Origin of the sequence: Seonamhaeicola sp. NFXS20, from assembly GCF_049132085.1 — a bacterium.
GTDB lineage: Bacteria > Bacteroidota > Bacteroidia > Flavobacteriales > Flavobacteriaceae > Seonamhaeicola.
In genome coordinates, this window is record NZ_JAFMPU010000004.1 from 1 (window position 1) to 26,829 (window position 26,829).

At 30.0% G+C, this 26,829-nt stretch carries 26 protein-coding genes; 13 read left to right on the plus strand and 13 right to left on the minus strand.

Translation table 11 applies throughout. The annotated features are described in order from the left end of the window. Positions 1-383: 383 nt before the first annotated feature. Positions 384-2,378 (minus strand): putative porin, encoded by a 1,995-nt coding sequence (locus J1D01_RS07745; RefSeq protein WP_421150411.1) that lies wholly within the window; start codon positions 2,376-2,378, stop codon positions 384-386. 440 nt (positions 2,379-2,818) lie between these two features. On the opposite strand from J1D01_RS07745, the gene J1D01_RS07750 reads away from it, so the two are divergent. The 4 genes from J1D01_RS07750 to ppk2 all read left to right on the plus strand — a co-directional run bounded on the left by J1D01_RS07750 (position 2,819) and on the right by ppk2 (position 8,036). Further along, a complete protein-coding gene (locus tag J1D01_RS07750) occupies positions 2,819-3,418 on the plus strand; it encodes a ribonuclease HII (protein ID WP_421150412.1) in 600 nt (199 codons plus the stop codon). A 31-nt stretch (positions 3,419-3,449) separates the two neighbouring features. Further along, the gene (locus J1D01_RS07755; protein WP_421150413.1) at positions 3,450-5,885 is read left to right on the plus strand and encodes a ribonuclease HII; all 2,436 of its coding nucleotides are present in this window, start codon (positions 3,450-3,452) and stop codon (positions 5,883-5,885) included. A 271-nt stretch (positions 5,886-6,156) separates the two neighbouring features. Further along, a complete protein-coding gene (locus J1D01_RS07760) occupies positions 6,157-7,206 on the plus strand; it encodes a nucleoid-associated protein (RefSeq protein ID WP_421150414.1) in 1,050 nt (349 codons plus the stop codon). A gap of 47 nt (positions 7,207-7,253) precedes the next feature. Next, positions 7,254-8,036: a polyphosphate kinase 2 gene (ppk2, locus tag J1D01_RS07765; protein WP_372938540.1), complete on the plus strand. Its 783-nt coding sequence runs from the start codon at positions 7,254-7,256 to the stop codon at positions 8,034-8,036. A gap of 86 nt (positions 8,037-8,122) precedes the next feature. Here the strand turns inward: ppk2 and lipB are convergent, their stop codons facing one another. Next, positions 8,123-8,821 (minus strand): lipoyl(octanoyl) transferase LipB, encoded by a 699-nt coding sequence (gene lipB, locus J1D01_RS07770; protein ID WP_372938538.1) that lies wholly within the window; start codon positions 8,819-8,821, stop codon positions 8,123-8,125. A gap of 28 nt (positions 8,822-8,849) precedes the next feature. After that, positions 8,850-9,008 (minus strand): YqaE/Pmp3 family membrane protein, encoded by a 159-nt coding sequence (locus tag J1D01_RS07775; protein WP_076699640.1) that lies wholly within the window; start codon positions 9,006-9,008, stop codon positions 8,850-8,852. A gap of 95 nt (positions 9,009-9,103) precedes the next feature. Between J1D01_RS07775 and J1D01_RS07780 the strand changes: the two genes are divergently transcribed. From J1D01_RS07780 to J1D01_RS07800, 5 genes are all read left to right on the plus strand, one after another. Continuing rightward, positions 9,104-10,162: a helix-turn-helix domain-containing protein gene (locus J1D01_RS07780; protein WP_421150415.1), complete on the plus strand. Its 1,059-nt coding sequence runs from the start codon at positions 9,104-9,106 to the stop codon at positions 10,160-10,162. 110 nt (positions 10,163-10,272) lie between these two features. Further along, entirely contained in the window at positions 10,273-10,677 is a 405-nt protein-coding gene (locus J1D01_RS07785) for a DUF1573 domain-containing protein (RefSeq protein WP_421150416.1), read from the plus strand. Positions 10,678-10,809: 132 nt separating this feature from the next. Further along, complete coding sequence (gene lysS, locus J1D01_RS07790; RefSeq protein WP_421150417.1) at positions 10,810-12,498, plus strand: lysine--tRNA ligase; 1,689 nt, start codon at positions 10,810-10,812, stop codon at positions 12,496-12,498. 329 nt (positions 12,499-12,827) lie between these two features. After that, positions 12,828-14,048: a hypothetical protein gene (locus J1D01_RS07795; RefSeq protein WP_421150418.1), complete on the plus strand. Its 1,221-nt coding sequence runs from the start codon at positions 12,828-12,830 to the stop codon at positions 14,046-14,048. Between the two features lie 128 nt (positions 14,049-14,176). After that, the gene (locus J1D01_RS07800) at positions 14,177-14,638 is read left to right on the plus strand and encodes a hypothetical protein (RefSeq protein WP_421150419.1); all 462 of its coding nucleotides are present in this window, start codon (positions 14,177-14,179) and stop codon (positions 14,636-14,638) included. 75 nt (positions 14,639-14,713) lie between these two features. Here J1D01_RS07800 and hemL read toward each other — a convergent pair whose 3' ends face one another. The 4 genes from hemL to J1D01_RS07820 are packed head-to-tail and all read right to left on the minus strand — an operon-like array spanning position 14,714 to position 18,040. Beyond that, positions 14,714-16,000 (minus strand): glutamate-1-semialdehyde 2,1-aminomutase, encoded by a 1,287-nt coding sequence (gene hemL, locus J1D01_RS07805; protein WP_421150420.1) that lies wholly within the window; start codon positions 15,998-16,000, stop codon positions 14,714-14,716. Positions 16,001-16,006: 6 nt separating this feature from the next. Then, a complete protein-coding gene (locus J1D01_RS07810) occupies positions 16,007-16,801 on the minus strand; it encodes a glucosaminidase domain-containing protein (RefSeq protein ID WP_372938332.1) in 795 nt (264 codons plus the stop codon). After that, positions 16,798-17,712 carry a 1-aminocyclopropane-1-carboxylate deaminase/D-cysteine desulfhydrase gene (locus J1D01_RS07815; protein ID WP_421150421.1) on the minus strand — a complete coding sequence of 305 codons (915 nt, stop codon included), beginning with the start codon at positions 17,710-17,712 and terminating at the stop codon, positions 16,798-16,800. The genes J1D01_RS07810 and J1D01_RS07815 overlap by 4 nt, the downstream gene beginning before the upstream one ends. Then, positions 17,702-18,040 carry a hypothetical protein gene (locus J1D01_RS07820; RefSeq protein WP_421150422.1) on the minus strand — a complete coding sequence of 113 codons (339 nt, stop codon included), beginning with the start codon at positions 18,038-18,040 and terminating at the stop codon, positions 17,702-17,704. The genes J1D01_RS07815 and J1D01_RS07820 overlap by 11 nt, the downstream gene beginning before the upstream one ends. A gap of 49 nt (positions 18,041-18,089) precedes the next feature. Here J1D01_RS07820 and J1D01_RS07825 point away from each other — a divergent pair, with 49 nt between their 5' ends. The 3 genes from J1D01_RS07825 (at position 18,090) to J1D01_RS07835 (ending at position 21,018) form a co-directional block, all read left to right on the plus strand. Then, positions 18,090-18,254: a DUF5522 domain-containing protein gene (locus J1D01_RS07825; RefSeq protein WP_421150423.1), complete on the plus strand. Its 165-nt coding sequence runs from the start codon at positions 18,090-18,092 to the stop codon at positions 18,252-18,254. Between the two features lie 172 nt (positions 18,255-18,426). Continuing rightward, a complete protein-coding gene (locus J1D01_RS07830) occupies positions 18,427-18,978 on the plus strand; it encodes a DUF4136 domain-containing protein (RefSeq protein ID WP_421150424.1) in 552 nt (183 codons plus the stop codon). A gap of 279 nt (positions 18,979-19,257) precedes the next feature. After that, the gene (locus tag J1D01_RS07835; protein WP_421150425.1) at positions 19,258-21,018 is read left to right on the plus strand and encodes an aromatic amino acid hydroxylase; all 1,761 of its coding nucleotides are present in this window, start codon (positions 19,258-19,260) and stop codon (positions 21,016-21,018) included. Here J1D01_RS07835 and J1D01_RS07840 read toward each other — a convergent pair. Beyond that, positions 21,015-21,773 (minus strand): enoyl-CoA hydratase/isomerase family protein, encoded by a 759-nt coding sequence (locus tag J1D01_RS07840; RefSeq protein WP_421150426.1) that lies wholly within the window; start codon positions 21,771-21,773, stop codon positions 21,015-21,017. The genes J1D01_RS07835 and J1D01_RS07840 overlap by 4 nt on opposite strands. Before the next feature lie 25 nt (positions 21,774-21,798). Further along, entirely contained in the window at positions 21,799-22,734 is a 936-nt protein-coding gene (locus J1D01_RS07845) for a pyridoxal-phosphate dependent enzyme (RefSeq protein WP_372936816.1), read from the minus strand. A 107-nt stretch (positions 22,735-22,841) separates the two neighbouring features. On the opposite strand from J1D01_RS07845, the gene J1D01_RS07850 reads away from it, so the two are divergent. Next, on the plus strand, positions 22,842-23,147 hold the full coding sequence (locus J1D01_RS07850) for a rhodanese-like domain-containing protein (RefSeq protein WP_372936814.1): 306 nt from the start codon (positions 22,842-22,844) through the stop codon (positions 23,145-23,147). Here the strand turns inward: J1D01_RS07850 and J1D01_RS07855 are convergent. From J1D01_RS07855 to J1D01_RS07870, 4 genes are all read right to left on the minus strand, one after another. After that, a complete protein-coding gene (locus J1D01_RS07855) occupies positions 23,142-23,756 on the minus strand; it encodes a DUF4230 domain-containing protein (protein WP_372936812.1) in 615 nt (204 codons plus the stop codon). The genes J1D01_RS07850 and J1D01_RS07855 overlap by 6 nt on opposite strands. A 151-nt stretch (positions 23,757-23,907) precedes the next feature. Further along, positions 23,908-24,558: a response regulator gene (locus J1D01_RS07860; RefSeq protein ID WP_372936810.1), complete on the minus strand. Its 651-nt coding sequence runs from the start codon at positions 24,556-24,558 to the stop codon at positions 23,908-23,910. Further along, complete coding sequence (locus tag J1D01_RS07865) at positions 24,548-26,506, minus strand: tetratricopeptide repeat-containing sensor histidine kinase (protein ID WP_421150427.1); 1,959 nt, start codon at positions 26,504-26,506, stop codon at positions 24,548-24,550. The genes J1D01_RS07860 and J1D01_RS07865 overlap by 11 nt, the downstream gene beginning before the upstream one ends. A gap of 8 nt (positions 26,507-26,514) precedes the next feature. Then, complete coding sequence (locus tag J1D01_RS07870; RefSeq protein ID WP_421150428.1) at positions 26,515-26,805, minus strand: hypothetical protein; 291 nt, start codon at positions 26,803-26,805, stop codon at positions 26,515-26,517. Positions 26,806-26,829 lie beyond the last annotated feature (24 nt).

Genomic DNA, 26,829 nt, shown 5'->3' on the forward strand with positions numbered 1-26,829 from the left:
AAAACTCATTACGTATTCTGAACATCCGCTTAACTTAGATTTGTTTCCTCGTTTTGCGGGTGCAAACATACTACCTATTTTCCTTTTTGCAATGACTTTTTTAATCTTTTTTTATGGTTTTTTTTAGTCTGTTTTTTATTGACTTATTATCAGTTATTTACAGCTAATATTTTTTTAAGAAATTTACTGACTTTTGATTTGTTGTTGATGGAAAGTTATGCAAATGGTACTTTATTATATGTATAGAACTTGATTATATGTATAGAACTTGCTTTTGTGATATGTGCGTTAGGGATTGAGGCATTTGTTGAAGCTCCCCGACCGAAGGAGGGAGCGACTGCCGAAAGCCCGACCCAAAGGAACGAAGGGGAACGCTATTATTGTTACTTAAAGAAATTCCAAACAATACCGAAGCGTACTATAAAGTCTCTGTACGGGTTATTGGGTGCTGAAAAATAGTTGTACCCTGTAAATGATGAATTGAAGTGTTCTGCTTTTAGGAAGAGACGTGTTTGACGGATTTTTGCGTTTATAAAAAAGTCTAAACGTGGGAAGTCTCCATATTTTTGGGTATTTTGAACATAGAATTCTGCTAAAACAGGATTATAGGCGTTCATATAGTATTTTGTAAAATAGTTTAATGTAAGTCCTGTTTGCATAAATAGGGCTTTTTTAAACATATGACTTGAAAAGTAGAGTGTGTTACGGGTTGTTAGTTCTGGTACGTTAAGCGTATTATTATTGTCTTGTACGTTTTGGTATAGGATTGTATTGTTTAATGCAAATTTACCGAATTTTATTTCGTTTTCTAGTTTGGCTCTTAAGTAGGTTATGGTACTATTGTTTTGGTAGGGTTTTATTGCTTGCTCTGTGTCTGTAATGTTATTGTCTTGTTTGAAGTACACATAGTCTGTTATTGTGTTAAGATCTACTGTGATATTTGCTAGTTGTTTATATTTTAGATTGAATGCTAGTTGCTGTGTTTCTATATTATTAAAGCTGTTTTGCCAATTGTAATTTTTATAGCTACTTTGGTGTAATAGCGTATTATATTTTGGGGCCTGCGAGCTATGGTTTATTGATGCTGATGCTGCAATTTCTTCGTTTAGATTAAATGTTGCTTTTGCTTTTATAAAATTACCATCAAAATCTCCTGCTACGTTTAAGCCAAATTCTCCATCTAACTCAAAACCTTTGTATTGTTTTTTGTATTTACCGCCTACAGAATATACATTGCCTTTTAAACGATTTGTTATTGTTGTGTTATCTAGAACTATTACTTTGTTGTAACCGTAGTTGTAATTATTGTTACTTACATTGAATTGTAGGTCTCCTATTAAATTGTTACTGTAGTTTAAATATACTTTATTGTAAAAGTTTTCTAGTGTGTTTCTGTCTTTAATATCTGAACTTACAAAAGATTCTCCGAAGAAACTTGTTTCACTTGATGATTGATCGTACTGAAAGTACTTATCTTCAAAAGACATTATATGGCCTATTTTAATTTCGTTTTTTGAAAGGGAGTCTTTTTGAATGAGTTTATAATCATGTTCTAAATGAAACCTTTTACCTACTAAAATACTTTCTGCGTTTTCAAAGTTTACTTCTAAAATAGAACGGTCTATAAATTCTTCATCGCCATTTGTGAAGTTTGTTACGCTTGTATCTTCTAATCCGCCATTTTCTTGATTCATTAAATCTTGGGTTACAATATGCCCGCGCGCATTATATCTTTTATCTTTTGATTGATAGTTTGATGTAAACCTAAAGTTACCTGTACTGGTTAAAGCGTTTTGATATTTACCTAAAGACCTTAATCCTTTGTATGCAATTGAAAAGTTAAATTGAGGTGATGTATTAATGGTTATAAAGGAGTCTACCAATTGCCCCTGCTCAAAAGCTGTTTTAAAAAACAGTTCAGTTAATGGTGTTGGTACTCTGTAATAGTTTATATCTTCTATTTCCCAATAATTAAAATGTCTAGCTGTAGCCCCAAAACCTGGCATTAAATTGGTATTTTGAAAATTGTAGGTTAAACTATTATATGTTTGCCCTAAATTAGCAAATGGCATTAACCCAAAATTATCTTTTCTTAAGTAGTTAAATTTATATTCTTTTTTAATTGTTAAGGTTGTATCTACATAAGTAGTATCATTTTCTACAGAAATAATTTGATACTCTGTTATATTGGCTTTTTTTTCTTGTTCCTTTTTAGCATTTCTAGTGTTAGAAACAGAATCTTGTTCTTTTCTAGGAGGTCTGGAGTTTCCTTCTGGATTACCTTGAGCATGTGCTGCATTAAAAATACAAACAAAAAAACATGCCAAAACAGTTTTTATAATGGTTTTATTTCTTTTAATAGTTAAGGTATTTGACATGTACGACATACTCGATTATAACGAAATTTTTCTAACTGTATTTTATAATTTTTTTTTCAACAAGCAAAAGTAATTATTTGAACGGAAAGAGTCTCTAATTATTTTAAATAAAGAAAGCCAACAAACATGTTGTTGGCCTTATTTTAAATATTAAACAAGAATATTTATTTTGAGTTAGTCAGTCACAAACATCTAAATATTAAAACTAAAAAACAAACAAACAGACAAAAAACATAGTAAAAACTGTTTTTTATCAGGTTTTTTAAAATTACTAAATTTTTATTAAAAAGCATTAAATTTTATATTTTTTTAATGTTTTTAATAATTTTAACATGTTTTATTAAACAATCTTTATATAAGCCATATAAAACACCTAAACATATTATACATGCATAATTATTTATACATATTATTATAGATTTGACAATTAAATTGAAAATATGTTATTAGCTAACCATTCTAATTTTGAATTTGAGTGTGGCACAGACGAGGCAGGCAGAGGTTGTCTTGCTGGCCCTGTTACTGCGGCTGCTGTTATTTTACCTAAAAATTTTAAGAATACTGTGTTAAACGACTCGAAGCAATTAAGCGAAAAAAAACGAGAACTTTTAAAACCTATAATAGAATCTAACGCTTTAAGCTTTGGTGTTGCTCATATTTTTCAGAAAGAAATTGATAGTATTAATATTTTAAATGCTTCAATTTTAGCCATGCATCAATCTATTGAAAAATTATCTGTTAATCCTGAATTTATTATTGTAGATGGTAACAAATTTAAACCCTATAAAAATATTCCTTTTGAGACTATTATAAAAGGTGATGGTAAATATTTAAGTATTGCTGCCGCATCTATTTTAGCCAAAACCCATAGAGATTTTTATATGAACAAAATTCATGATGAGTATCCCATGTATAATTGGAAACAAAATAAAGGCTACCCTACCAAAGAGCACAGAGAAGCCATAAAAAAATATGGTATAACAAAATATCACAGGAAGTCTTTTAGATTATTACCCGAACAATTAAAATTAGATTTATAAGTTATTATCTTTACTGCAAATTAATTTGTTAATGAAACCCTATTTCTTAGCCCTCTTATTTTTAATTTCACTTCAAAGCTGTACTAACTTAAAAACTAAACGTGTAGAACTTATTGATTTTGTTCCAGAACAAAGTTCTATTATAATAAAAACTTCAAACTTTGAAAGTCTTAAAAACACCATTTCTAACAATGATGTTTTACAGAAAATTTCAAAAACTAATACTTATAAAAATTTAGAAAAAACTCTAGAAAACTCATCGCTTATAAACCCCTTAGGCAATGTGTTATTATGTTTTTCAAAAGACTCAAATGACAGTTTACAGTATGTTATTATAACTAAAAACCATCCTAACTTATTTAAAACTGACTCATTAAAAAATTATACAGAAGAAACTTTAAACTATAAAAATAAAACTGTTGTAAAATCTGTTTTAAACAATCAACCCTTATTTAGTACAATTGTTGATAGTACATTTTTTGCATCTACCTCTAAAAACATTTTAGATGGTGTTTTTACTGATTCTAAAACAAACCAAGAACTTAAAAAAATATATAATACAACTGGCAACAACAAAACATGTTCTATTATTATTAAACCAAATTCAAACTTCATTAAGCAATTCTTTTTAGAAGAAAACCTTAAGTTTAAAAACTTTACTAACTACGTTGCTTTAGATATTGATGCTAACCAAAATGAAATTATTTTGAATGGTATCACAAAAGCAACAGACTCATTAAATAGTATTATCAACCTATTTAACAAAACCATTCCGCAAGAAAACTTAACGGCAACTATAACCCCTTCAAACAGTGATGGTTTTATGAGCATTACTTTTAATGATTTTAAATCTTTTGAATCTAATTTAATTACCTACAATCAAAAAGATTCTACTTACGTAAGTCCTAGTTTATTTAATGACATTATTGAAGTAGGTATTATTTACAAAGGAAAAGAGCAAGCTATTGTTTTAAATTCTATTGACAACATTGCTACTAAAGATGCTCTTATTGGCAACAGAAACATTATTGATACTTATAGAGAAATTAATATTTATGATTTTGACTCTCCATTAATTTTCTCAAAAACTTTCACTCCTTTTATATCATTCAATAACGCTAATGTGTATTGTGTAATAGATAACTTTTTTGTGTTTGCAGATTCTAAAGAGTTTCTACAAACCATTATAGCCAATTACCAAAACAAAACTACGTTTAGTGAACGTAGCTATTATAAAAACATAAAAGAAAATTTAAGTGATGAGTCCTCACTTTTATGTGTTTACACCCCTTCAACCTTAAATAAAATTATTAATATTAATTTAGAAGAAACGCTAGATTATAATTTGGATAAATACCACACTTCTGCTCTACAATTTATTTACGATAATAATTTTGCCCACGTAAACGGTGTGATAAAAAAGAGCAAAACAAGAGCTTCTTTAAACTCTGTGTCAGAAGAATGGAATATTAAACTTGATGCCGATATTTTAAACAATCCACAATTTGTTACTAACCATATTACCAAGCAAAAAGAAATTGTGGTTCAAGACGTTAACAACAATCTATATTTAATTTCTAACAAAGGAAAAATTCTTTGGAAAAAGAAACTACACGGCCCAGTTTTAGGGAAAATTAACCAAATAGATATTTATAAAAATGGCAGGTTACAACTCTGTTTTGCAACCCCTAATAGAGTTTATATAATTGACAGAAAAGGTAGAGATGTAGCTCCATTTCCGCGTAAATTTAATGACAAAATAACCCAACCTCTGTCTGTTTTTGATTATGACAATAAAAAGAATTACAGGCTACTTATTACACAAGGCAAAAACCTTTTAATGTACAATGTACAATCTAAAATTGTTGAAGGCTTTACATTTAAATCTGCTAATAACAATATTATTTCTCAGCCAAAACATTTTAGAATTGGCAGCAAAGATTATTTAACTTTTAAAACAGAAAACAAATTATACATTTTAGATAGAACCGGACGCACACGTGTAAAACCTAAAACAAACGCTTTATTTTCAAATCAACCTATTTTCTTGTATAACAATCAATTTACCACCACCACAAACGATGGTAATTTATATTCTGCAAGTACAAATGGAAACGTATCATTAAAAAATTTAGGATTCACCAAGAACCACTATTTAACTACTACAAGTAAAACACTAGTAGCATTAAACGAGAACAAACTAACCATAAAAAGCAAAACCACAGAACTAGATTTTGGTAATTACTCTAAACCCGAAATTTTCTATATAAACGATAAAATTTATGTAACGGTTACAGATAAACAATCTCATAAGGTATATCTTTTTGATAGTTTATCTAAATTAATACCCAACTTCCCGGTTTATGGAAACTCTTTAATTCAATTAGACAATATAGATAAAGACAGAAACCTAGAACTTGTAACTAAAGGAGACAGCAACTCAATAATTTTATATCAAATCAACTAGCTTTAGTAAAAAAAATCAAATTGTCCGAAATTATTTGCTGTTAAGAAACTAATTTTTATCTTTAAGCCAGCTATTAATCATACACATACAATGACACTCCACCCCTCTCTTATTTCAATTTGTTTATTCAAGGTATAAAAAATTAAATTACGGTAATACTACTATTACCCGAAGTCCTCAAATCTTAGGCGCCAAAGTTTTATACTTTGGCGCTATTTTTTATGGTTTTCTCTTCTTAAAATTATTACTATTGTAATCTTAAATTTAAACTATGATTTCAAGAAAAAACGCCTCCATTTCAAAATTTATCATCCATAAAGTAGGTAACAAACATAACGATACTAAAAATGCATTTTCAGAAAAAACTGTTGAATTTGATGAAGCCAGTTATGACCTCATGTTACCTTTTTTGTTAAGACCCTTTAGTAGTGCAGTACAAACCTATAGGTTTAACCATCATGCCAATATAAGTTTAAACGAAATTAATAATTATAGCTCTCAAATTTTTAATAATGAAGAAGCCTTTGTTGAAGTTTCAAAGCATATTGTAATGCACCTATATGAACAATCAAACTCAGCAAATATAAAAACAGGCGATGTACTAGTAGCCCTTTTTGAGGGTATAGAATTTAATGATATAACTACCAACGCTCTGGGAATTTTTAAAATTGAAAATAAGGTTAATTTCTTTCAAACATTTTTAGAAAATAATAGTTATGATGTCTTAGTACAAAAAGGAATAAACTCTAAAAAAGTTGATAAAGGTTGCCTAATTTTAAATCAAACCGATGCTGAAGGCAATATTATTTTTAGTGTAGATAATAACAATTACGATGCACAATATTGGATTAACCATTTTTTAAATATTAAATATGCCGATGATGCCAATAGCCACACCCAGCAGTATATTGAATTGTGTAAAGATTTTTCATCAGAAATAATAAAAACTACTTATGGTGCCCAGGAACAAAATACGTTTTTAGCCAAAACTATCGACTTTTTTAAAGAAAACGAAGTAGTTAATGTAGAACGCTTTAAAGACGAAATTTTTGAAGAAGATAAACACAAACTTGAATTTGATAATTATAAAAAAGAGTTTGAAGGCGAACAAAACCTAATTATTAGAAATCAGTTTGATATTGCTGAAGCTGTTGTAAACAAAGAAAAAAAGAAAATAAAAACCGATATAAAACTAGACACCAACATTCAAATTAAACTAGATATTGATGCTCCTGATGCTTCTACCGAATATCTTGAACGTGGCTATGACGAAGAAAAGAAAATGCACTTTTATAAAGTTTTTTTTAATGCTGAAAATTAACCTACAATTAAATTATTAAATTTGAGAGTAATAACTAACTCTTATTTATGTCAAAAACTATTTCAACCAAAGATTACGAAACAGCATTAAAAAAACTTCATACAGAACTAGTTCATCTACAAGAATGGGTTAAAAACCAAGGTTTAAAAGTAGTCATCATTTTTGAAGGACGCGATGCTTCTGGTAAAGGCGGCACCATAAAACGGTTTACAGAACCTTTAAACCCTCGTATTTGTAAAGTTGTAGCCTTAGGCGTTCCAACCGAAAAAGAAAAAACACAGTGGTATTTTCAGCGCTATGTTGAGTATTTACCTCATGCAGGACAAATAGTTTTATTTGATAGAAGTTGGTATAATAGAGCTGGAGTTGAAAAAGTTATGGGCTTTTGCACCCAAGATGAATATGAAGAGTTTTTACGTTCCTGCCCTGAGTTTGAACGTATGTTGGTTCGTTCGGGTATTATTCTTTTAAAATATTGGTTTTCAGTAAGCGATGAAGAACAAGAAAAACGTTTTAAAAACCGTATAAACAACCCATTAAAACGTTGGAAATTTAGCCCTATGGATTTAGAATCTCGCTCCAGATGGTTAGAATATTCTAAAGCTAAAGATGACATGTTTGCTCATACCGATACGAAACAAGTACCGTGGTATGTAGTAAATTCAGATAATAAAAAACGTGCTCGCTTAAATTGCATAAGCCATGTTTTAAGTAAGATTCCCTATAAAAAAATGGATATTAAACCCGTTGAACTTCCTGAATTACCAGATTATAAAAGTTACGTTCGACCTCCCATAAATTATCAAACATTTATACCAGAAAAGTATTAATTTTATTTATTCGCCTGGTTTTTAACAACTTACAATCAAGCATATAATATAAATTAAAACAAAATCATCTTAAAAACCTACAGGAACTAAATAAATTCTGCTTCAAATAGCGCAGTAAAATGTTTTATCAACTTTTGCTTTACTTCGGCTTCATTAACCGTTTTTTTACCTAACTCAACATTTAAACTCGTTACTGCTTTTCCACGTATGCCACAAGGAATTATATTGTCAAAATATCCTAAATCTGCATTAACATTAAGCGCAAAACCATGCATAGTTACCCAACGGCTTGCCCTAACCCCCATTGCACAAATTTTTCGCGCAAACGGTGTCCCTACATCTAACCATACACCTGTTTCCCCTTCACTTCGTTCCGCTTTTAAACCGTATTCTGCTAAGGTTAAAATTATCATTTCTTCAAGTAAACGCAGGTATTTATGAATATCAGTAAAAAAGTTTTCTAAATCTAGTATAGGGTAGCCTACAATTTGTCCTGGACCGTGATAGGTTATATCTCCACCGCGATTAATTTTATAAAATGTAGCACCTTTTTCTGCTAGCTGCTCTTCACTTAAAAGTAGGTTTGATAAATCTCCACTTTTACCCAATGTATATACATGCGGATGCTCAACAAACAGAAAGTAGTTGCTAGTTTTTAAATTAGTCCCTTCTCTTCTATTTTTAATTTTGGCATCAACAATACCCTTAAACAACTGCTCTTGGTAATCCCAAGTTTGTTTGTAGTCTTTATATCCTAAATCTTGCAGTTCTACTGTCTTATTCATAGACTGCAAAATTACAATATTTTTAAATTTATCTATTAGGATTATTTAAAATTACTAAGGCAGCAATAACTCCAGGAACCCAACCACAAAGCCATAATAAAAACACAATAATAATAGACCCACAACCTTTATCTAATACAGCTAAAGGCGGACAAATAATAGACAGTAAAACTCTCCAAAAACTCATTTTTAATTTATTTATTCGATTGATGTATTGGTTTGTCGTCAATTTAATATTCTTGTTACATTTTAATTTATCAGAAAATATAGTAGTTTAGTACAATGAAATTCTTAACATCAATTTCACTATTTGTTTGTATTAGTCACTGCTGTTTTGCTCAGTATTATTTTAGTGGTTATGTAGATACAGAGCGATGGCAGGGAGATGTATATTTATCGATTATTGAAGATTATAGAACTTTAGAAAATATTGATAACGAACAAATTATATCTAAAACAACGGTAAACAGCAATGGTTTTTTTCAATTTTCAGGAAACCAACTAGAACCTCATCCCTGTATTTATAAATTACACGTGGATAACTGTGACAGTAACGAAATTGATGGCAATCATTTTGACGGACATTGCTTTGATAGCAAGGACATTTTATTCATTGCACAACACACAGATACTATACATTTTCCTTTATCATTCGATACTCAAATGTTTTGTGATATTAAATCTACAAACCCAAAAGCTGCTGCTTTTATAAAGATTGACTCCCTAAAGGAAGAAATGAAATTTGCTTATTCCGAATTTAGAAGTAAGGCTAATAGAGACCTTAATAACAAAAAATGGTTTAAAACACTTCAAGATTACGGCGAGCAATTAAACGAACCACTTGCCGAGTTGTATATTTATGCATTTCTATCAGAGAGAGGCAGTCCGTTTCATAATTTTTATTTGGAAGATTTACAAACCAATTCATATTATGATCATTTGCTAGAAAGACTTAACAATGAATACCCTTATTCAAAATACACCAAACAATACGAAGCTGAAATCTCTTCTGATAGATTTATTGCAAACCCTAGCCGAAAATCCTCTACATTTAATTGGACATATTTAATTACTAGTTTGCTTATAATTTCTCTAAGCATCAATTTATGGTACCTTTCAAAATATAGAGCACAAAAGAAAAAACTTCATTCTCAAGCTAAAGAGCAACTTACCAAACAAGAGCAGAATGTACTTGAATTAATTTTAAAAGAATACAGTAACAAAGAAATTGCAGACACCCTTTTTGTAAGCATTAGTACAGTTAAGACACATGTTAACAACATCTATAAAAAACTAAACGTAAACTCCAGAGAAGATGTTAAAAACCTATTTAACAGATAGTTAAAAAATTCAAACCAGGTACTAGTACCAATTTCAACCTCATTTAAATATTAATCCCAAAGTATTTGCTATAGGTTTGTTTTCATATTAATCAAAAAAATATTTTAATTATGAAACAAACAGTAAGCACTTTATTAATCCTATTATATATAGGAATTACTAATCAATCACAAGCTCAAAATTTAGTAAAATTAGAAAATGTGGCTAGTATTGAATTTGAATCTGAAATTATTGATTACGGCACAATTCAACAAGGCGCTAGTGGTTTAAAAACTTTTACATTTACAAACACAGGTGATGTACCTATAATTATTTCTGAAGTAAAAACAAGCTGTGGTTGTACGGTACCTTCTTACTCTAAAACACCTATTCTTCCTGGAGATATTGGCAAAATTAAAATTAATTACAACACTAAAAAACTAGGGAATTTTACCAAAACTATTACGGTAATATCAAACTCCAAAGAAACACAAAAAACACTAAAAATAAAAGGTGTAGTTGTAGCTGCAAACTAATACAATATGTAAGTTATTAAAAGGCCTCTAAAGATTATTAATAATCCTTAGAGGTCTTTATTTTATTCTTGGGTTAAATAATGTAATTTTGCACCCACTTACCAAAATGGTAAGCTTTTAAAATAAAGTAACATGCAATTATCAGAGCAAGAACTTGTAAGAAGAGAAAAATTAGGAAAATTACGTGAGTTAGGTATTAATCCGTATCCTGCAAATTTATATCCAGTAAACCACAACTCTAAACAAATAAAAAACAATTTTGAAGAGGGCAAAAAAGTTATTATTGCTGGAAGGTTAATGATGATTAAAGTGCAGGGAAAAGCTAGTTTTGCTCAGTTACAAGATGCCGAAGGAAAGATACAAGTGTATTTTAACAGAGACGAAATTTGTACAGGTGAAGACAAAACCAAATACAACGACGTTTTTAAAAAACTAATTGATTTTGGTGATTTTGTAGGTATAGAAGGTGAGCTTTTTACCACTAAAGTAGGCGAAAAAAGTGTTAGAGTTAAAGACTTTACGCTTTTAAGCAAATCTTTAAAACCATTACCTTTACCAAAAGAAAAAGATGGTGTAGTTTATGATGCCTTTACTGATCCAGAACAACGTTACAGACAACGCTATGCAGATTTAGTTGTAAACCCTCATGTTAAAGAGGTGTTTGTTAAACGCACTAAGCTTTTCAACGCTATGCGTGAGTTCTTTAACAATGCTGGTTATTTTGAAGTCGAAACCCCTGTTTTACAACCAATTCCTGGAGGTGCTGCGGCAAGACCTTTCATTACACATCACAATGCGTTAGATGTGCCTTTATACATGCGTATTGCTAATGAGTTATACTTAAAACGCTTAATTGTTGGTGGTTTTGATGGAGTTTATGAGTTTTCTAAAAACTTTAGAAACGAAGGTATGGACAGAACTCACAATCCAGAATTTACAGCTATGGAAATTTACGTTTCATACAAAGATTACAACTGGATGATGGATTTCTGTGAGCGTCTTTTAGAACACTGTGCAATAGCAGTAAACGGAACTACAAAAGCCACTTTTGGTGAACATGAGGTAGATTTTAAAGCGCCTTACGCCAGAGTTAGCATGACAGATGCTATTAAACATTTTACTGGTTTTGATATTACAGGTAAAACCGAAGATGAGATTAGAAAAGCTGCTATTAATATGGGTATTGAGGTTGATGAAACCATGGGTAAAGGCAAATTGATTGATGAGATTTTTGGCGAAAAATGTGAAGGCAACTACATACAACCAACCTTTATTACAGACTACCCAAAAGAAATGAGTCCACTGTGTAAAGAGCACAGAGATAATCCTGAATTAACAGAACGTTTTGAACTCATGGTTTGCGGTAAAGAAATAGCCAATGCCTACTCTGAATTAAATGACCCCATAGACCAACGTGAGCGTTTTGAGCACCAATTAAAATTAGCCGAAAAAGGTGATGATGAAGCTACAGAGTTTATAGATTTTGACTTTTTACGTGCCTTAGAATATGGTATGCCTCCAACCTCTGGAATGGGTATTGGTATGGATAGACTTATTATGTTCTTAACAAATAATGAATCTATTCAAGAAGTATTGTTCTTCCCCCAAATGCGCCCAGAGAAAAAGCAAGTAGCCCTTACTGATGAGGCAAAAGCAATTTTTGATATTATAAAGAAGGTTGAAAAATTACCTTTAGCAGAATTAAAATCACAATCTGGTTTATCAAATAAAAAATGGGATAAGTCTATTAAAGAACTTACCAAAAATAAATTAGCAAAAGTAGAAAAAACAGAAGAAGGGTTATTTGTAGAGGTTATTTAAATTTTAGTTATATAATAATAAAGAAAAAAAACCAGTAGCCTTATAAAATAACTACTGGTTTTTTTCAACTAAACTAACTAACTAACTAAATATGATTTGAACCCATTTTAATTCTTCTCACAAAATCAAAATATATAGAGTTCTCTTCTCTATGAAAATCAAATTATGATACAAATTGACGACAAAAAAACCATATTGCCATACATATTTAGAAAGGTTTAACAGCTAAACTTAAATTTTATAAATATTTTAAGAAATTCTTGTTCTTTTAACTTCATTTTTACTCCAAAAAAAAATATCTGTGGCTATAATTATTCTATATTTACTCAATGTTTAAAAAAGCTATCTTTATCATTTTAGCAACATTTACAACTACATTGTTTGGTCAAAAACAAGATAGCTTGTCTATTAAAAATGGTATAGATAATCCTTCGCTTTTAGCAACACATCACTTTGGCATCTTCAATTCTAGAATAAATAGTAATTTTAAACTTAAACCATCAAATAACAAAACGTTCTCTTTTAATTATACAAGTGGCAATACTTTTCATCCGTATGTAGAATCTTATTTCCCTAAAGACCCCGAAATAAGGGAGCAATTAAGTAACGTAATTTGGTACCATAGAAATTTCTATTTTATAGACCAAGAAACTACACCTGCAGATTACATGAATATTGTTGTTGATGCTGTTATTAAAGAATTTAGAGCAACCTTAAATATTCCTATAACCAAAAGACAAGAAATAGGTATTACACTACGTTCTTATTTAATAACAAAAGGAAAATATCCATTTTCAATTTTCACAAATGACGAAACTATAGAGTGGTTTCATAGTAATATTGCTGGTGGTGAAGATCCGTTTGGAAGAAGATATTACGGATTAAATAAAGTTAATTTTGAATATTTAGACCGCAATGGAAATACACTAAAGTTTGAAAATAACGATTTCTTTATTGGTGGTATAGAGTTTTCACATTACTACTATCCCAAACTTTCAATAAACGAAAAAAACAATATTTACCTTAATTTTGGAAGCCACTTAGGCATAAACACATCAAAATATAATCCTTCTTTAGATTTAGGTATTTCTGCTAATTTGATTAAACGTTTACCTTTAAAAAACAAATATCAATTAAACTTTGGTCTTGGTATAAATGTACTACGTAAAAACTTAATTAAGTTTAGCGATGATGCAATAGATTTAGGAAATAATCCATACTTAGGAACATTTGAAGGAAACACAGAAATTACCAAATTTACCAAAAAGGGACACTATAACTCCTTTGGCATTAATTTTCAACTACAAACTAGATATAATAAAAAAGAAGAAGCTGGCTATTACAGCCTTAGAGGTAAGTGGAAGGAAATAAATGGTGGTTGGCATAATGGTGTTGCTACACTTTATAATACATTATCAACTTGGTCTTTCATTTATAATTATGGTCATTCAAAATACAAACTAAGCTTGTTTTTTAAAGAAGATTTTGTAATTAATAATGCCCCAGATTTTCAAACAGGAATTCATTTAAAAATCCCTGTTTTTAAGTAATTTGAAAATATTCTTCTTTTAATTTCCTCAAATTTAGATTGTTAATTTCAAGTTAAAAACAACATTCAATTAAACCTTTCTTATCTACTAAAGTCAAAAAGGCAAATAAACTTTTAAATTTTAGTAAAATGAAAAAAATAATATTAATTGCCTTAGCTTTTATTTCTATTCAAGCTTTTGCTCAAGAAAACAGAAAAGATCGAGGAAACCGAGGAGATAGAGGAAAACAAATGATGAACCTTACTCCAGAAGAAGCCGCTACTTTACAAACAAAAAAATTGACCCTTCATTTAGATTTAACTGAAAAGCAACAAGCACAAGTTAAAGAAATTTTATTAGCTAACGCTATTGAAAGAAAAGCAATGATGGAAGAACGTAAAGCCCAAAAAGAAAGTGGTGAATTAAAAAAGCCTACCAAAGAAGAGCGTGTAAAAATGGCTAATGCTAGACTAGACAAGCAAATTGAAATGAAAGCTAAAATGAAAAAGATTTTAAATGAAGATCAATATGCCAAATGGGAAGAAGCACAAGCAAAAATGGCAAAAAGAGGCAAAGACAAAAAGAAAGGTGAAGGCCGAAAAAAAATGTAAAATTTAGTTTGTTGATTGATTATAGTTTGTTAGTAAAAAAGGCAATTCAGAATATTGAATTGCCTTTTTTTTATTTTATAAATCTTTAGCTACTTTATTAACAGCGTTTATTGTATAATCTAAATCTTTATAAGTTAACGCATCTGTAATAAACCAGGTTTCAAAGGCACTTGGGGCAATATAAATACCTTCATTAAGCAATCCGTGGAAAAACTTTTTAAAAGTATTATTGTTTCCTTTAGCTGCCGAATCAAAATCTACTACCGCATCTTCATAAAAATGAACAGAAATCATAGAACCAACTCTATTTATAGTGTGAACAACGTTATTTGCTTTTAAAACTTTGTTAATTCCTTCATGTAAATATTTCGTTTTTTCTTCTAATCTATTAAAAATATCAGCATCATTATTCAGCTCTTTTAACATGGCTAAACCAGCAGCCATAGCTAGTGGATTTCCACTTAAAGTTCCAGCTTGATAAACTGGTCCTAAAGGTGCTAAATAATTCATAATTTCATTTCTAGCAGCAAAGGCTCCTACAGGTAAGCCACCACCAATAACTTTACCAAAGCAAACAATATCTGCTTTAATATTAAAACGCTCTTGAGCACCTCCTTTTGACAGTCTAAACCCTGTCATTACCTCATCAAAAATTAGCAAAATATTATGAGCATCGCAAACTTCTCTAAGGGCCTTCAAAAATCCTTTTTTAGGTGGAATACAACCCATATTACCCGCCACGGGTTCAATAATAATACAAGCTATCTCATCTTTATTAGCTTCAATAAGTGATTTAACATTATCAATATCATTATACTTTGCTAGTAAAGTATCTTTAGCAGTACCTTGTGTTACACCTGGGCTATTTGGTGTACCAAACGTGCTAGCTCCACTACCCGCTTGTATTAAAAAAGAATCACTATGACCATGATAGCAACCTGCAAATTTGATAACTTTATCTTTTCCTATATAACCTCTTGCTAACCTTACAGCACTCATACAGGCTTCGGTTCCAGAGTTTACAAACCTAATTTTATCAATATTGGGCACCATTGAAACTGCTAATTCGGCTATTTTAGTTTCAATTTCTGTGGGCATTCCAAAAGATGTTCCTTTTTTAGCCTTATTAATTACGGCATCAACCACTGGTTTATAGGCATGCCCTAAAATCATAGGACCCCATGAATTGATATAATCTATCAATTGGTTTCCGTCTTCATCATATAAATAAGCACCTTTGGCTTCTTTAACAAAAATGGGAGTTCCACCTACTCCTTTAAAAGCTCTTACTGGCGAATTTACACCTCCTGGAATAACTTTTTCTGCTTCGGTAAACAAAGCACTGCTTCTTTGGTAAATCATTAAATATTAGTTTTCTAAAGATGGTTCTACTTGTAAAACCTGCCCTATACTTAAGGTGGTTCCGTTTATACCATTTATTTTTTGAAGTTCTTTTACTGGAATATTATATCTTTTTGAAATGGAGTAAAGCGTATCTCCTTTAACAACCACATAGGTTTCTGGCACCTCATTTGGTGTTTCTATTGGCTTATAGTCATCACCTAAAACTTCCCTGTCATATTCATATAATTTATAGCGTTCTATTAATGAGATTAGCTTTTGCGGATACTTTCTATCTGTAGCATAACCAGCAGCTCTTAAGCCTTTTGCCCATGCTTTATAATCATTTTTTTTAAGTTTAAATAAACCAGCGTATCGTTTTCTATCTGCTAAGAACAAAGAATGATCTCTAAACGAATATTTGGCATCTTTATATTTTCTAAAACATTCGCCTTTTTTATCATCATCATGATAAATTTTTGCCCCTGTCCAATCGTGGCATTTAATTCCGAAATGATTATTTGCTTTAATAGATAATCTACCTTTTCCTGAACCAGACTCTAATATACCTTGAGCTAGAGTAATACTTGCCGGTATATTATACAATTGCATTTCATTTTGAGCAATGGCTTTGTATGTGTCAATATATTTTTCGGTATCATTGGCATATACCTTTTTAGGTTTAGCTACCTCTACTGGTTTCTCTTCTGCTTTTACAACTACTTCTGTTTTAGGCTTTTCTGGTTTAGTACTTTCTATCTTTCTAGTTTTACAACTAAAAACAAAACAACCTAAACATAATATAATTAATACTCTCTTCATTTATTTAATAATGGTAAATTTTTCTTTTTTAAAACTGAATTCATTCCGTCAATTCCTTGCAAACCACCCGTATGAATTGCTAAAATTTTTGTTCCTTTTTTAAAAAACCCTTTGTTAATTAAATCAATAATACCAAACATCATTTTTCCTGTATAAACAGGATCTAGAGGAATGTTATTCTGAATTTTAAAGTTATTTATAAACTTTATTAATTCTGAATTTATTTTTGCATACCCCCCAAAATGGTAATTGGTAATTAAATTCCAATTTGTTTTCGTTACAAATTTACTAATATCTTCTTTTAAAAAGTCACCTTTTAATGCTGGAAAGCCTAAAACTTGTTGACTAGGTTTTGAACAATTTATAAGTCCGGAAATGGTTCCGCCTGTTCCTACCGCAGAACAAACATAGTTAAAACACGCATCTTCATTGGTTAAAATTTCTTCACAACCTTTTACAGCCAATTCATTGGTTCCTCCTTCTGGTACTAAATAGAAATTGCCAAAAAACGCCGTTAAATTTTCTAAAAATATTTTATCTGTTTTCTTTCGGTATAACGCTCTTGATACAAATTCAAATTGCATACCGTTAGATTTAGCAAAACGAAGTGTTTCATTTTTATCCACTTTATTTTTTAACTCATCACCTCTAATAATACCTATAGTTTTAAAATTATACATTTTACCTGCATAAGCTACAGCTGCTATATGATTAGAGTAGGCTCCTCCAAAAGTTAAAAGCGTATTATGCCCTAATGATTTTGCTTTTAAAAGGTTGTATTTTAACTTTCTGTATTTATTGCCAGAGACAAAAGAATGAATTTTGTCATCTCTTTTTACCCAAAGTTCTACCCCGCTATCTGGTTTTAATACAACAGACTGGTTTATACTATTTTCTAACTTAAAATTCATTTTTGCGAAGATACTTTAAAAACGCCCAAAAAGATCTGTTTTTTAAATATTCTAAATCATGCTCTTTACTAAAAGCCTCTCTTTCAAAAGAAATATTTCTGTATGCCAAATGCCATTTTTTGTATTGGAGTAGTCGTACAAAAAACTCTAAAATATAAATTACGTAAAATGGTATTATTGCTAATTCTAGTTGCTGGCGAAGATGTATTTTTTCGTGATTTATAAGTACTTTATTAAGTTTTAAATAAGATGCTTTTAAAAACACAAACGGAAATAAAGTTAATCCTAAATACCCTTTGGGCACCAAATATTTTGAAATTAAAATCATTGCCTTTTGTAACTCAAAAATCAATCCAATTTACTTTATCTTTGCTAAAATGAAAAAAATAATTCCAATAGAAGATGGCGATTACTACCTAACTCCTGAAGGCTATCGCTGTTTTACAGAACAATACCACTTAAAAAGAGGGTATTGTTGTGAAAGTGGTTGCAGACATTGCCCATATGGTTTTAACCTTTCTACTTCACGCAAAAACAAGTAAAAATAAATTTAACAAAAAGAATTATTTGTAATTCTCTTGGTATGATTCTTGATGCTATTAAATTTAATAACCATTATTTGCTAAAAGCTTTATTTGTTAAAATGAATGCTAAACCTAACACAGTTAATAATTGTTTTTTTAAATTTACTATAACCGTTAAAAATTTTGCATTATGAAAACATTTTTTAGAATCGTACCACTATTAGCCATTCTATTTGTGGTTACATCTTGTTCCTCTGTGAGGGTTGCAGCAGATTACGATAAAAACGCAAGTTTTGAAGACTACAAAACTTTTGCTTTTTTTAAAACAGGAATTGATAAAGCTGAAATTAGCGACTTAGATAAACGGCGAATTCTTAGAGCCATTGAAGCAGAATTACTAGCTAAAGGTTACACGAAATCAGACAATCCCGACTTGTTAGTTAGCCTATTCACAAAATCTCAACAGCGTGTTGATGTTTACAATAACGCCTGGGGCTATGGTGCTTGGGGATGGGGCCCCGGATGGGGACCTGGTTGGGGATGGGGCTGGAATCAGCCATCTGTTACAACTAGTACACAAGGCACTTTATTTATAGACTTAATTGATGCTAACAAAAAAGAATTGATTTGGCAAGGTATGGGAACAGGTTATTTAAGTAGAAACCTAGAAAAAAAGGAAGAACGTATTAAAGAGTTTGTTACCAAAATAATGGAAAAATATCCTCCAGGAGTAACTCAATAAAATTAGAAAAGCCACTTTAAAGTGGCTTTTTTTTAGCAAATAAGGCTTTGCGTGTCCGTTATTAACTAACCATTAGTTAATATTAACCCTTTCTTCAATTATTTTTGCTTTGAACTAATACAATAACTTTAGTTTTAAAAGTTAGATTGTATTAATTACATGCAATTCTTTTTTATTAAATAATATTCACATAAAACCTATTTTTATTGAATAAAAATTAAAATAAACTTCTTATTATATTAATTTCTTATTTTTACATAATTACTAGCTGTATTTTACATGAAAAATTTAATTGAAATAAACCCTGTTTTAAAAAAATTACCCAAACATTTAAAACAATTTATAAAACCTCAAAACTATGAGGAATACTCTGCTATAGACCAAGCTGTCTGGAGATATGTAATGAGAAAAAATGTGTGTTTTTTAAGTAAGGTAGCACATAATTCTTATTTAAAAGGATTGCAAAAAACAGGAATTTCTGTTGATAGCATCCCAAACATGTACGGTATGAATCGTATTTTAAAAGACATTGGGTGGGCAGCAGTAGCTGTAGATGGATTTATTCCTCCAAATGCTTTTATGGAATTTCAAGCATACAATGTTTTGGTTATTGCTAGCGATATTAGACAATTAGAACATATTGAATACACGCCCGCTCCAGATATTATCCATGAGGGAGCAGGACACGCCCCCATAATAGCAAACCCAGAGTATGCCGAATATTTAAGACGTTTTGGTGAAATAGGTTGTAAAGCCATTTCATCTGCTAAAGATTACGAATTATACGAAGCCGTTAGGCATTTATCAATAATTAAAGAAGCTCCAAACTCTAAAAAAGAAGCCATAAAAAAAGCCGAAAAACACGTTGAAACCCTTCAAAAAAATATGGGAGAACCTAGTGAAATGGCACTTATTAGAAATTTACATTGGTGGACGGTTGAATACGGACTTATATGTTCTGTTGAAAATCCAAAAATTTATGGTGCAGGTTTACTATCCTCCATTGGAGAAAGCGAATGGTGTATGACAGAAGCTGTAAAAAAACTCCCTTATAATATTGAGGCTACTTACCAAAATTTTGATATTACCAAACCACAACCTCAGCTTTTCGTTACACCAGATTTTGCTCATTTAAGTTTAGTTTTAGAAGAATTTGCCAATACTATGGCGGTTAGAAAAGGAGGACTTTCTGGAGTTAATAAACTCATTAACTCAAAAGCTTTAGGAACTGTTGAATTGAGCACAGGTATTCAGATTTCAGGTATTTTCACTAATGTTATTAAAAACGAAAACAAACCAATATACGTTCAAACTACTGGAAAAACAGCACTGGCTTATAGAGAAAAAGAACTCGTTGGTCATGGCTGTGAAACGCACCCAAAAGGTTTTGGTTGCCCTATAGGGAAACTAAAAGGAATTAACTTAGCTATTGAAGATATGAGTCCGCGCGATTTGGCCGCTTATAACATTTACGAAGAACAAATTGTGACTCTTGAATTTGAAGGAGGTATTACTGTTTCTGGTGAAATAATTACTGGAAAACGCAACCTACAAGGAAAAATTATTTTAATCAGTTTTAAAAATTGTACTGTTACTTATAAAGATAAAACTCTTTTTTATCCAGATTGGGGTACTTATGATATGGCAGTTGGTAAAGACATTGTTTCTGCTTTTTCTGGTCCTGCAGATTTAAATAGTTTTGACTTAATTACTCACGTTCCTTCAGAAAAAACTATTCATATTAAAAAAACTGAAGAACAACTTAAATTAGAAGCTTTATATCAACAAATAAGAGACTATAGAGTTGGTAAGAACACAACCATTTCTAGAACTAAAGTATTTGAGAACCTTATTGAAAACCACCCTATTGATTGGTTATTACCTGTTGAAATTTATGAATTAGCTTATGTTAGTAATGAAGAAAATCTTTGTAAAAGCATTTTAAATCATTTAGAAAAGATAAAACAAAACAGACCCGAAGTTGGCAAATTAATTGATGACGGATTAGAAATTATTAAAAACAAAACGGTTTATAGTTAATCTTTTCTAAAACGTTTTAAGGTTTTTTTGGTAAATTTACTTAACACCAACTTTCCACTAATAGCGGCACGTTCTTGCAGTAAGGTATTCCAATTATCTGTACCTTCCCAAAAAACTTTTTTCATTTCTTTTAAAGCTTCTGGATTATAAGAGCTTAAATTTTCAGCTAATACTTTTACGGCTTCATCAAGTTCTTCGGCTGTATCAAATACTTCTGCATATAAACCTTTTTCTTTTGCCCAATTGGCCGAAAAAAAGGTTTCGGCACTAATAGTCATTAAAGACATAGCTGTTTTACCAATTTTTCTAGACACAGCAGGCTCTATAACAAATGGCCCAATACCAATACTTAATTCACTTAATTTAACAGATGCATACTGAGTTGCTAAACAATAATCTGTTGCAGCAGCTAAACCTACTCCACCTCCAACAGTTTTTCCTTGTATCCTACCAATAATTAATTTAGGACAATTGCGCATGGCATTAATAACATTTGCAAATCCAGAGAAAAATTGTTTACCAGTTTCTGCGTTTTCAATAGCAATTAATTCATTAAAACTAGCGCCAGCACAAAATGTTCTATTTCCTCCACTTTTAAGAATGATTACTTGTATAGCTTCATTATTCCCTGCATTAATAATGGTTTGCTCTAATTGATGCAAAATATCACTAGGCATTGAGTTTCTATTGGGATGAAAAAACTCAATAACACCTACTTTATCTTCAATTGTTAAATTAACATATGGTTCTATCATGGTTGCAAATTACAATATTTCTAATTTAAAAAGGCAAGTTTGAGACATCAACATTTCCACCAGAAAGAATAACTCCAACCTTTTTTCCTTTAATGTTATTTTTATGTTTTAATACTGCCGCTAAAGCCACAGCACTAGAAGGTTCTACAATTATTTTCATACGTTCCCAAATTAGCTTCATAGCTTCTATTATTTGGTTTTCTTTTACTAAAATAATACGCTCAACATGTTTTTTTATAATAGGGAAATTTTTATCTCCTAAATTTGTTCGTAAACCATCTGCTATTGTATTGGTGGTTTGGTTAAATTCAATTTTACCAGAAATTAAAGACCTATAAGCATCGTCTGCATTTTTGGGTTCTCCGGCAATTACTTTACAGGTATTTGAAAATGCATTTGCTGCTAAAATAGTACCTGCCAACAAGCCACCACCACCAACTGGAGCAAAAATATAATCTAACTCAGGATAATCTTCTAGTAGTTCTATAGCAGCTGTTCCTTGCCCGTAAATAACATTAATATCGTTTGAAGGATGAATAAACGTAGCGCCTGTTTCTTTCTGGATTTTATCTGCTTCTGCTTCTCTAGCCAAAGCATTAGGCTCGCACTCTCTAATAATGCCTCCATAACCTAAAACTGCATCTTTTTTTACTTGAGGTGCATTTTTGGGCATTGCAATATAAGCTTTAACACCAACACTTTTTGCTGCTAATGATAAGGCTTGTGCAAAATTTCCAGATGAATGTGTAACCACTCCTTTATTCTGTTCTTCATTGGTTAAATTTAAAATAGCATTGGTTGCACCCCGCATTTTAAAAGCCCCCATTTTTTGAAAGTTTTCGCATTTAAAAAACAATTCTACTTGGCTAATTTCATTTAATAATTGTGAAGTTAACACGGGAGTTCTGTGTATATAAGGTTTAATTTGATTATAAACACTTTGTAAATAAGACTTGTTCATTTGGTAAACTTATTACAAATATTTTGTTGAATATACTAAAATTACATGGTAACCGATGTTACATAACTTTAATAAATTAATAAGGATATTTGCCTAAAATTAGAAAAATGGGACTACTAAATTCTTTATTTGGGAATAAAAAAAATATGATTGAAGATTTTAAAAGCAGAGGTGCTATAATTGTTGATGTAAGAACACCTCAAGAATATCAGCAAGGAGCTATTAAAGGTTCTAAAAATATTCCGCTACAAACATTAAACTCTAAAATTGATGAGCTTAGAAAGCTGAACAAACCCGTAATTGCTTGTTGTGCTAGTGGTATGCGTTCTGGAAGTGCGTGTAGTATTTTAAGACCACATGGCATTGAAGTTATTAATGGTGGGGGTTGGCAAAGTTTATCTAGAAAATTATAGTTTTAAATTTTGAAGTGATTCTAAAGAAGTCATGGGTGTTTCATTGTATTGAAGTGTCCACCCAAAAGAATTGGTTAATATGTAAAACTTTGAAAGTTCACTTATTAATCGGTTTTTAGCATTCTTTTTTAAATCGGAAGTCTCTATTTTACTTGCTAAAGAAGCATTAACCGCATTTTTTATATTGTTGTAATCTTTGGCTTCAAATGGGTTAAAAAAATCTGATTGCACGTCATAATATTCTAAATCTGGATTGATGATAATCTCCTCTTTTGGAATATTTAAAATATGAAGTTTTTTATTGGTTTCATCTACTTTAAATTCAATTTTACTTAAATCATAAGCTATAGAAACGCTTGCGTTAACAACAACCAGTGCTTTTTTTTCGGATGTAAAATATTCACTAAAAATTTCTTTTGAATTTTTATAATTGAACACTTCACTAAAATGACCTTCTGTAACAATTAGTTTACCCACATTTTTAATTTGTTCTTGAATTAGGGCAGAACTTTCTTGAAGCACTATTTTGTCTTCTCTTTTATCATTACAATACTTAAACGTAAATAGGATTACCAAGGTAATTACAACACCAAATAGAATTTTTCGCATATGCTAATTTAGGCAACTTTTTAGAGCAAAAAAAAACATTAGTTTCCTTCGACATAAGAAGTCTAACCAATGCATTTTATATGATGAAAATTAACACTACAAATATAAACTAGGTAGTTTTGTTTTAGTTTACCTTAAAGTTAAAGAAAGTTTATATTAAGTTATTCTTTTTGGCTTTTTGCACTGCCTCTAGTTTATTATGCACCTGCAACTTTCTGTAAATATTTTCAATATGTTTTCTTATGGTACCGGTTGAAAGGATTAAATTATTGGCAATAGCATTATAACTTAGGCCTTTACTTAATTGCTCTAACACATCTACCTCTCGGTTTGTTAATGTTATTTCTTCTTTTTTATCTGAACTTTCAAAATTAACTGGATGTCTAAGTAATTTAAGTGTTTTTAAAGCAATGGATGGTGTCATTGCTGCACCTCCATTTAAGGTTTCTTTAATGCCGTTGTATAAATTTTTCGGGTTTACTTCTTTAAGTAAATATCCATCTGCTCCGGCTTTTATAGCGTTGAAAATATTTTCATCATCATCAAAAACAGTAAGCATAATAATTTTAATTTGCGGATACTTTTGTTTTACAGTTTCTGTAGCTTCAACACCATTTTTTATTGGCATTTCTATATCCATTAAAATTAAATCTAGATTGTGATTTTCTTCTAATTTTTCTAATAAGTCATGACCATTAATAGCTGTAAAACTCACTTTTATATCTTTAAAAAAAGATAGTTTTTCTTTTACAGCTTTAATTAAAAAGCTATTATCATCTGTTATGGCTACTTTAATGGTCATGGTTTAGGGTTAATATTATTTTGGTTCCTTTTTCTTTTTCACTTTTATATACTATTTCAGCTTCAATATCTGCTGCTCTTTTTTTCATGTTTATTAGCCCATTGCCTTCATCAACATTATTTATATTAAACCCTTTTCCATCATCTTTAATTTTGAATATTACTTTATGCTTGATATTTTCAATTTGAACATTAATATTTGAAGCCTTTGCGTGTTTTATGGCATTATTTACAGCTTCTTGAATAATTCTGTAAATGTTCATTCCTTTTACTGAGGTAAACACTAAATGTTTTGAGATATCCTTATCTAAATTTATATTAAAACTTAAATTTGTAGCCGATACATTAGCTTTATCTATAAAATTAGAAATTCTTGCCTGCAAATCATCAATTGTTATTTGGTTTTTATTCATTGCCCAAATAGTATCTCTTAATTCATTAATTGTTTCTTTTGTGAAGGCACTTATATTGGTTAGTTTGTCCTTTAACTTATCATTTGTAATTTTAAATCCGTACTGTAAATTTTCTATTGAAGATATAATGAATGTTAATTGTGCGCCAATGTTATCATGTAAATCTCTTGAAATTCTTAAACGTTGCTCTTGTAGTTTATTATGGGTTTCTATTTTAGACAAAGCTTGCTTAAGTTCATTCTCTTTTTGTAATTGTCTGTTTTTTAATTTCTGTTGATTGTAGAGTAAATATCCTAAAACAAACAAAGATAAAGTTAGTACTACAAGCCCAATAATTTGTGTGTTTTTTCTATTTAAATTAAGCTCTTTTTCGGCAATTTTTGCTCTTTGAGTTTGTATTTCTTTTTCTTTTTGTGCAGTATCATATTTTTCCTGAATTTCGGCAACTTCTTTTGTTATTCTTGTGTTATAAATAGAATCATTTAAGGTTTTAAATAAATTTCTATAATGCATTACACTGTCTGGGTTCTTTCTGTAAGTGTAATAAATAACCATTTTATCATAGGCATCAATTTTTAGTTCATTTAAATTGTACTTTTCTGCCAAATTTAAACCACTATATAAATAATTTTGAGCTTTATTTAACCTTTTTAAATCTATATTTAATGTGGCTAGCCTCAATATAGAACTAGTAATACCATAATTATCTTTTAATGCTTCTCTTATTTTTAAGGCTTCTATATTATAGTTAAGAGACTTGTTGTACTCTTGCATATCTCGTAATAAACCTCCGTAATTATTATAAAGTGTTGCTAGTTCCTTTTTATAATTATACGTTTTGGCTATGTTTATACTTTTTAAATAGTATACCTCACTTTGTATAGTATCTTTTAAATGCAAGTAGGCATTAGCTATATTATTGTAACTTCTTGTTAGCCCTAAATTATCATTTGTACTTTTATTTGCTTCTGCAATTTCCAGATGCGTTTCTAATGCCTTTTTATACTGTTTTAACCCTCTGTAAATGTTGGCAATATTAGACTTTATGTAAGACACATACCTCATGTTATTTTTAGATTCATATATTTTTAAAGCTTTGGTAGCATAAAAAATAGCAGAATCTAACTTAAACGTGTTTTGGTGTACAAGCCCTATTTTGTTATAAAGTGCAGCTAAACCTAAAGTATCATTTAATGCGTTTCTAATTTTTAATGAGGCAGTATAATGCTGTAAAGCTTCATTATAATCTGCCAAATCATAATGTAGTATGCCTAAATCATTATATGCTTGAGCTTCTCCTACTTTGTTATTGGTTTTTTTTGAAAGTTTTAAGGCTAATTTTCCATATTTAAAAGCAGAATCTGATGATATTGTTCTGTAATACCAACACAAATCTCCGTAAGCTTTGATTTTAAGTGAATCTGATGGTTTACTTTTAATTATCTTTTTAAGACTGTCTATTATTTTAGAATTATCTTGGGAAGTACAAAACGAAACAACTAACAAAAAAGTAAGTGAGAGTAACTTTCTTTTCATAAAAAAATTTATTGATGTTCCTCTAATATAGCCTTTTGAAGTAAAAGGAGTTGTTTGATAATTTTAAAAAATTGGGGGAAAATTGACTCATTAATTTCTTCTACAAGAATATTTTTTTGATTTAACAACTCACTTTTGTTCTCAGCTAATTTTAATTTTATTTTCAATTCCTTATTGATTAAATAAGCTTCATCTTTTGATATTAAAGTATTTCTATGGGTTATTATAATATAAATTAACAACCCTAAAATGCTCAAACAAATTGCTATTTCAAAAACCAAATTAGAATCTATACTCATCTGCCTTTGATGTTAATAAGGTTG

What these genes read in the sequence shown, in the direction of transcription:
- J1D01_RS07775 (WP_076699640.1), bottom strand. Translation starts at nt 9,008, where the DNA reads ATGAGTTTTTGGAGAGTTTTACTGTCTATTATTTGTCCGCCTTTAGCT.
- J1D01_RS07810 (WP_372938332.1), bottom strand. Translation starts at nt 16,801, where the DNA reads ATGAAGAGAGTATTAATTATATTATGTTTAGGTTGTTTTGTTTTTAGT.
- J1D01_RS07780 (WP_421150415.1), top strand. Translation starts at nt 9,104, where the DNA reads ATGAAATTCTTAACATCAATTTCACTATTTGTTTGTATTAGTCACTGC.
- J1D01_RS07800 (WP_421150419.1), top strand. Translation starts at nt 14,177, where the DNA reads ATGAAAAAAATAATATTAATTGCCTTAGCTTTTATTTCTATTCAAGCT.
- ppk2 (WP_372938540.1), top strand. Translation starts at nt 7,254, where the DNA reads ATGTCAAAAACTATTTCAACCAAAGATTACGAAACAGCATTAAAAAAA.
- J1D01_RS07850 (WP_372936814.1), top strand. Translation starts at nt 22,842, where the DNA reads ATGGGACTACTAAATTCTTTATTTGGGAATAAAAAAAATATGATTGAA.
- J1D01_RS07750 (WP_421150412.1), top strand. Translation starts at nt 2,819, where the DNA reads ATGTTATTAGCTAACCATTCTAATTTTGAATTTGAGTGTGGCACAGAC.
- J1D01_RS07865 (WP_421150427.1), bottom strand. Translation starts at nt 26,506, where the DNA reads ATGAAAAGAAAGTTACTCTCACTTACTTTTTTGTTAGTTGTTTCGTTT.
- J1D01_RS07830 (WP_421150424.1), top strand. Translation starts at nt 18,427, where the DNA reads ATGAAAACATTTTTTAGAATCGTACCACTATTAGCCATTCTATTTGTG.
- J1D01_RS07795 (WP_421150418.1), top strand. Translation starts at nt 12,828, where the DNA reads ATGTTTAAAAAAGCTATCTTTATCATTTTAGCAACATTTACAACTACA.
- J1D01_RS07820 (WP_421150422.1), bottom strand. Translation starts at nt 18,040, where the DNA reads ATGATTTTAATTTCAAAATATTTGGTGCCCAAAGGGTATTTAGGATTA.
- J1D01_RS07825 (WP_421150423.1), top strand. Translation starts at nt 18,090, where the DNA reads ATGAAAAAAATAATTCCAATAGAAGATGGCGATTACTACCTAACTCCT.
- lipB (WP_372938538.1), bottom strand. Translation starts at nt 8,821, where the DNA reads ATGAATAAGACAGTAGAACTGCAAGATTTAGGATATAAAGACTACAAA.
- J1D01_RS07845 (WP_372936816.1), bottom strand. Translation starts at nt 22,734, where the DNA reads ATGAACAAGTCTTATTTACAAAGTGTTTATAATCAAATTAAACCTTAT.
- J1D01_RS07835 (WP_421150425.1), top strand. Translation starts at nt 19,258, where the DNA reads ATGAAAAATTTAATTGAAATAAACCCTGTTTTAAAAAAATTACCCAAA.
- lysS (WP_421150417.1), top strand. Translation starts at nt 10,810, where the DNA reads ATGCAATTATCAGAGCAAGAACTTGTAAGAAGAGAAAAATTAGGAAAA.
- J1D01_RS07870 (WP_421150428.1), bottom strand. Translation starts at nt 26,805, where the DNA reads ATGAGTATAGATTCTAATTTGGTTTTTGAAATAGCAATTTGTTTGAGC.
- J1D01_RS07755 (WP_421150413.1), top strand. Translation starts at nt 3,450, where the DNA reads ATGAAACCCTATTTCTTAGCCCTCTTATTTTTAATTTCACTTCAAAGC.
- J1D01_RS07855 (WP_372936812.1), bottom strand. Translation starts at nt 23,756, where the DNA reads ATGCGAAAAATTCTATTTGGTGTTGTAATTACCTTGGTAATCCTATTT.
- J1D01_RS07860 (WP_372936810.1), bottom strand. Translation starts at nt 24,558, where the DNA reads ATGACCATTAAAGTAGCCATAACAGATGATAATAGCTTTTTAATTAAA.
- J1D01_RS07840 (WP_421150426.1), bottom strand. Translation starts at nt 21,773, where the DNA reads ATGATAGAACCATATGTTAATTTAACAATTGAAGATAAAGTAGGTGTT.
- J1D01_RS07760 (WP_421150414.1), top strand. Translation starts at nt 6,157, where the DNA reads ATGATTTCAAGAAAAAACGCCTCCATTTCAAAATTTATCATCCATAAA.
- J1D01_RS07815 (WP_421150421.1), bottom strand. Translation starts at nt 17,712, where the DNA reads ATGAATTTTAAGTTAGAAAATAGTATAAACCAGTCTGTTGTATTAAAA.
- hemL (WP_421150420.1), bottom strand. Translation starts at nt 16,000, where the DNA reads ATGATTTACCAAAGAAGCAGTGCTTTGTTTACCGAAGCAGAAAAAGTT.
- J1D01_RS07745 (WP_421150411.1), bottom strand. Translation starts at nt 2,378, where the DNA reads ATGTCAAATACCTTAACTATTAAAAGAAATAAAACCATTATAAAAACT.
- J1D01_RS07785 (WP_421150416.1), top strand. Translation starts at nt 10,273, where the DNA reads ATGAAACAAACAGTAAGCACTTTATTAATCCTATTATATATAGGAATT.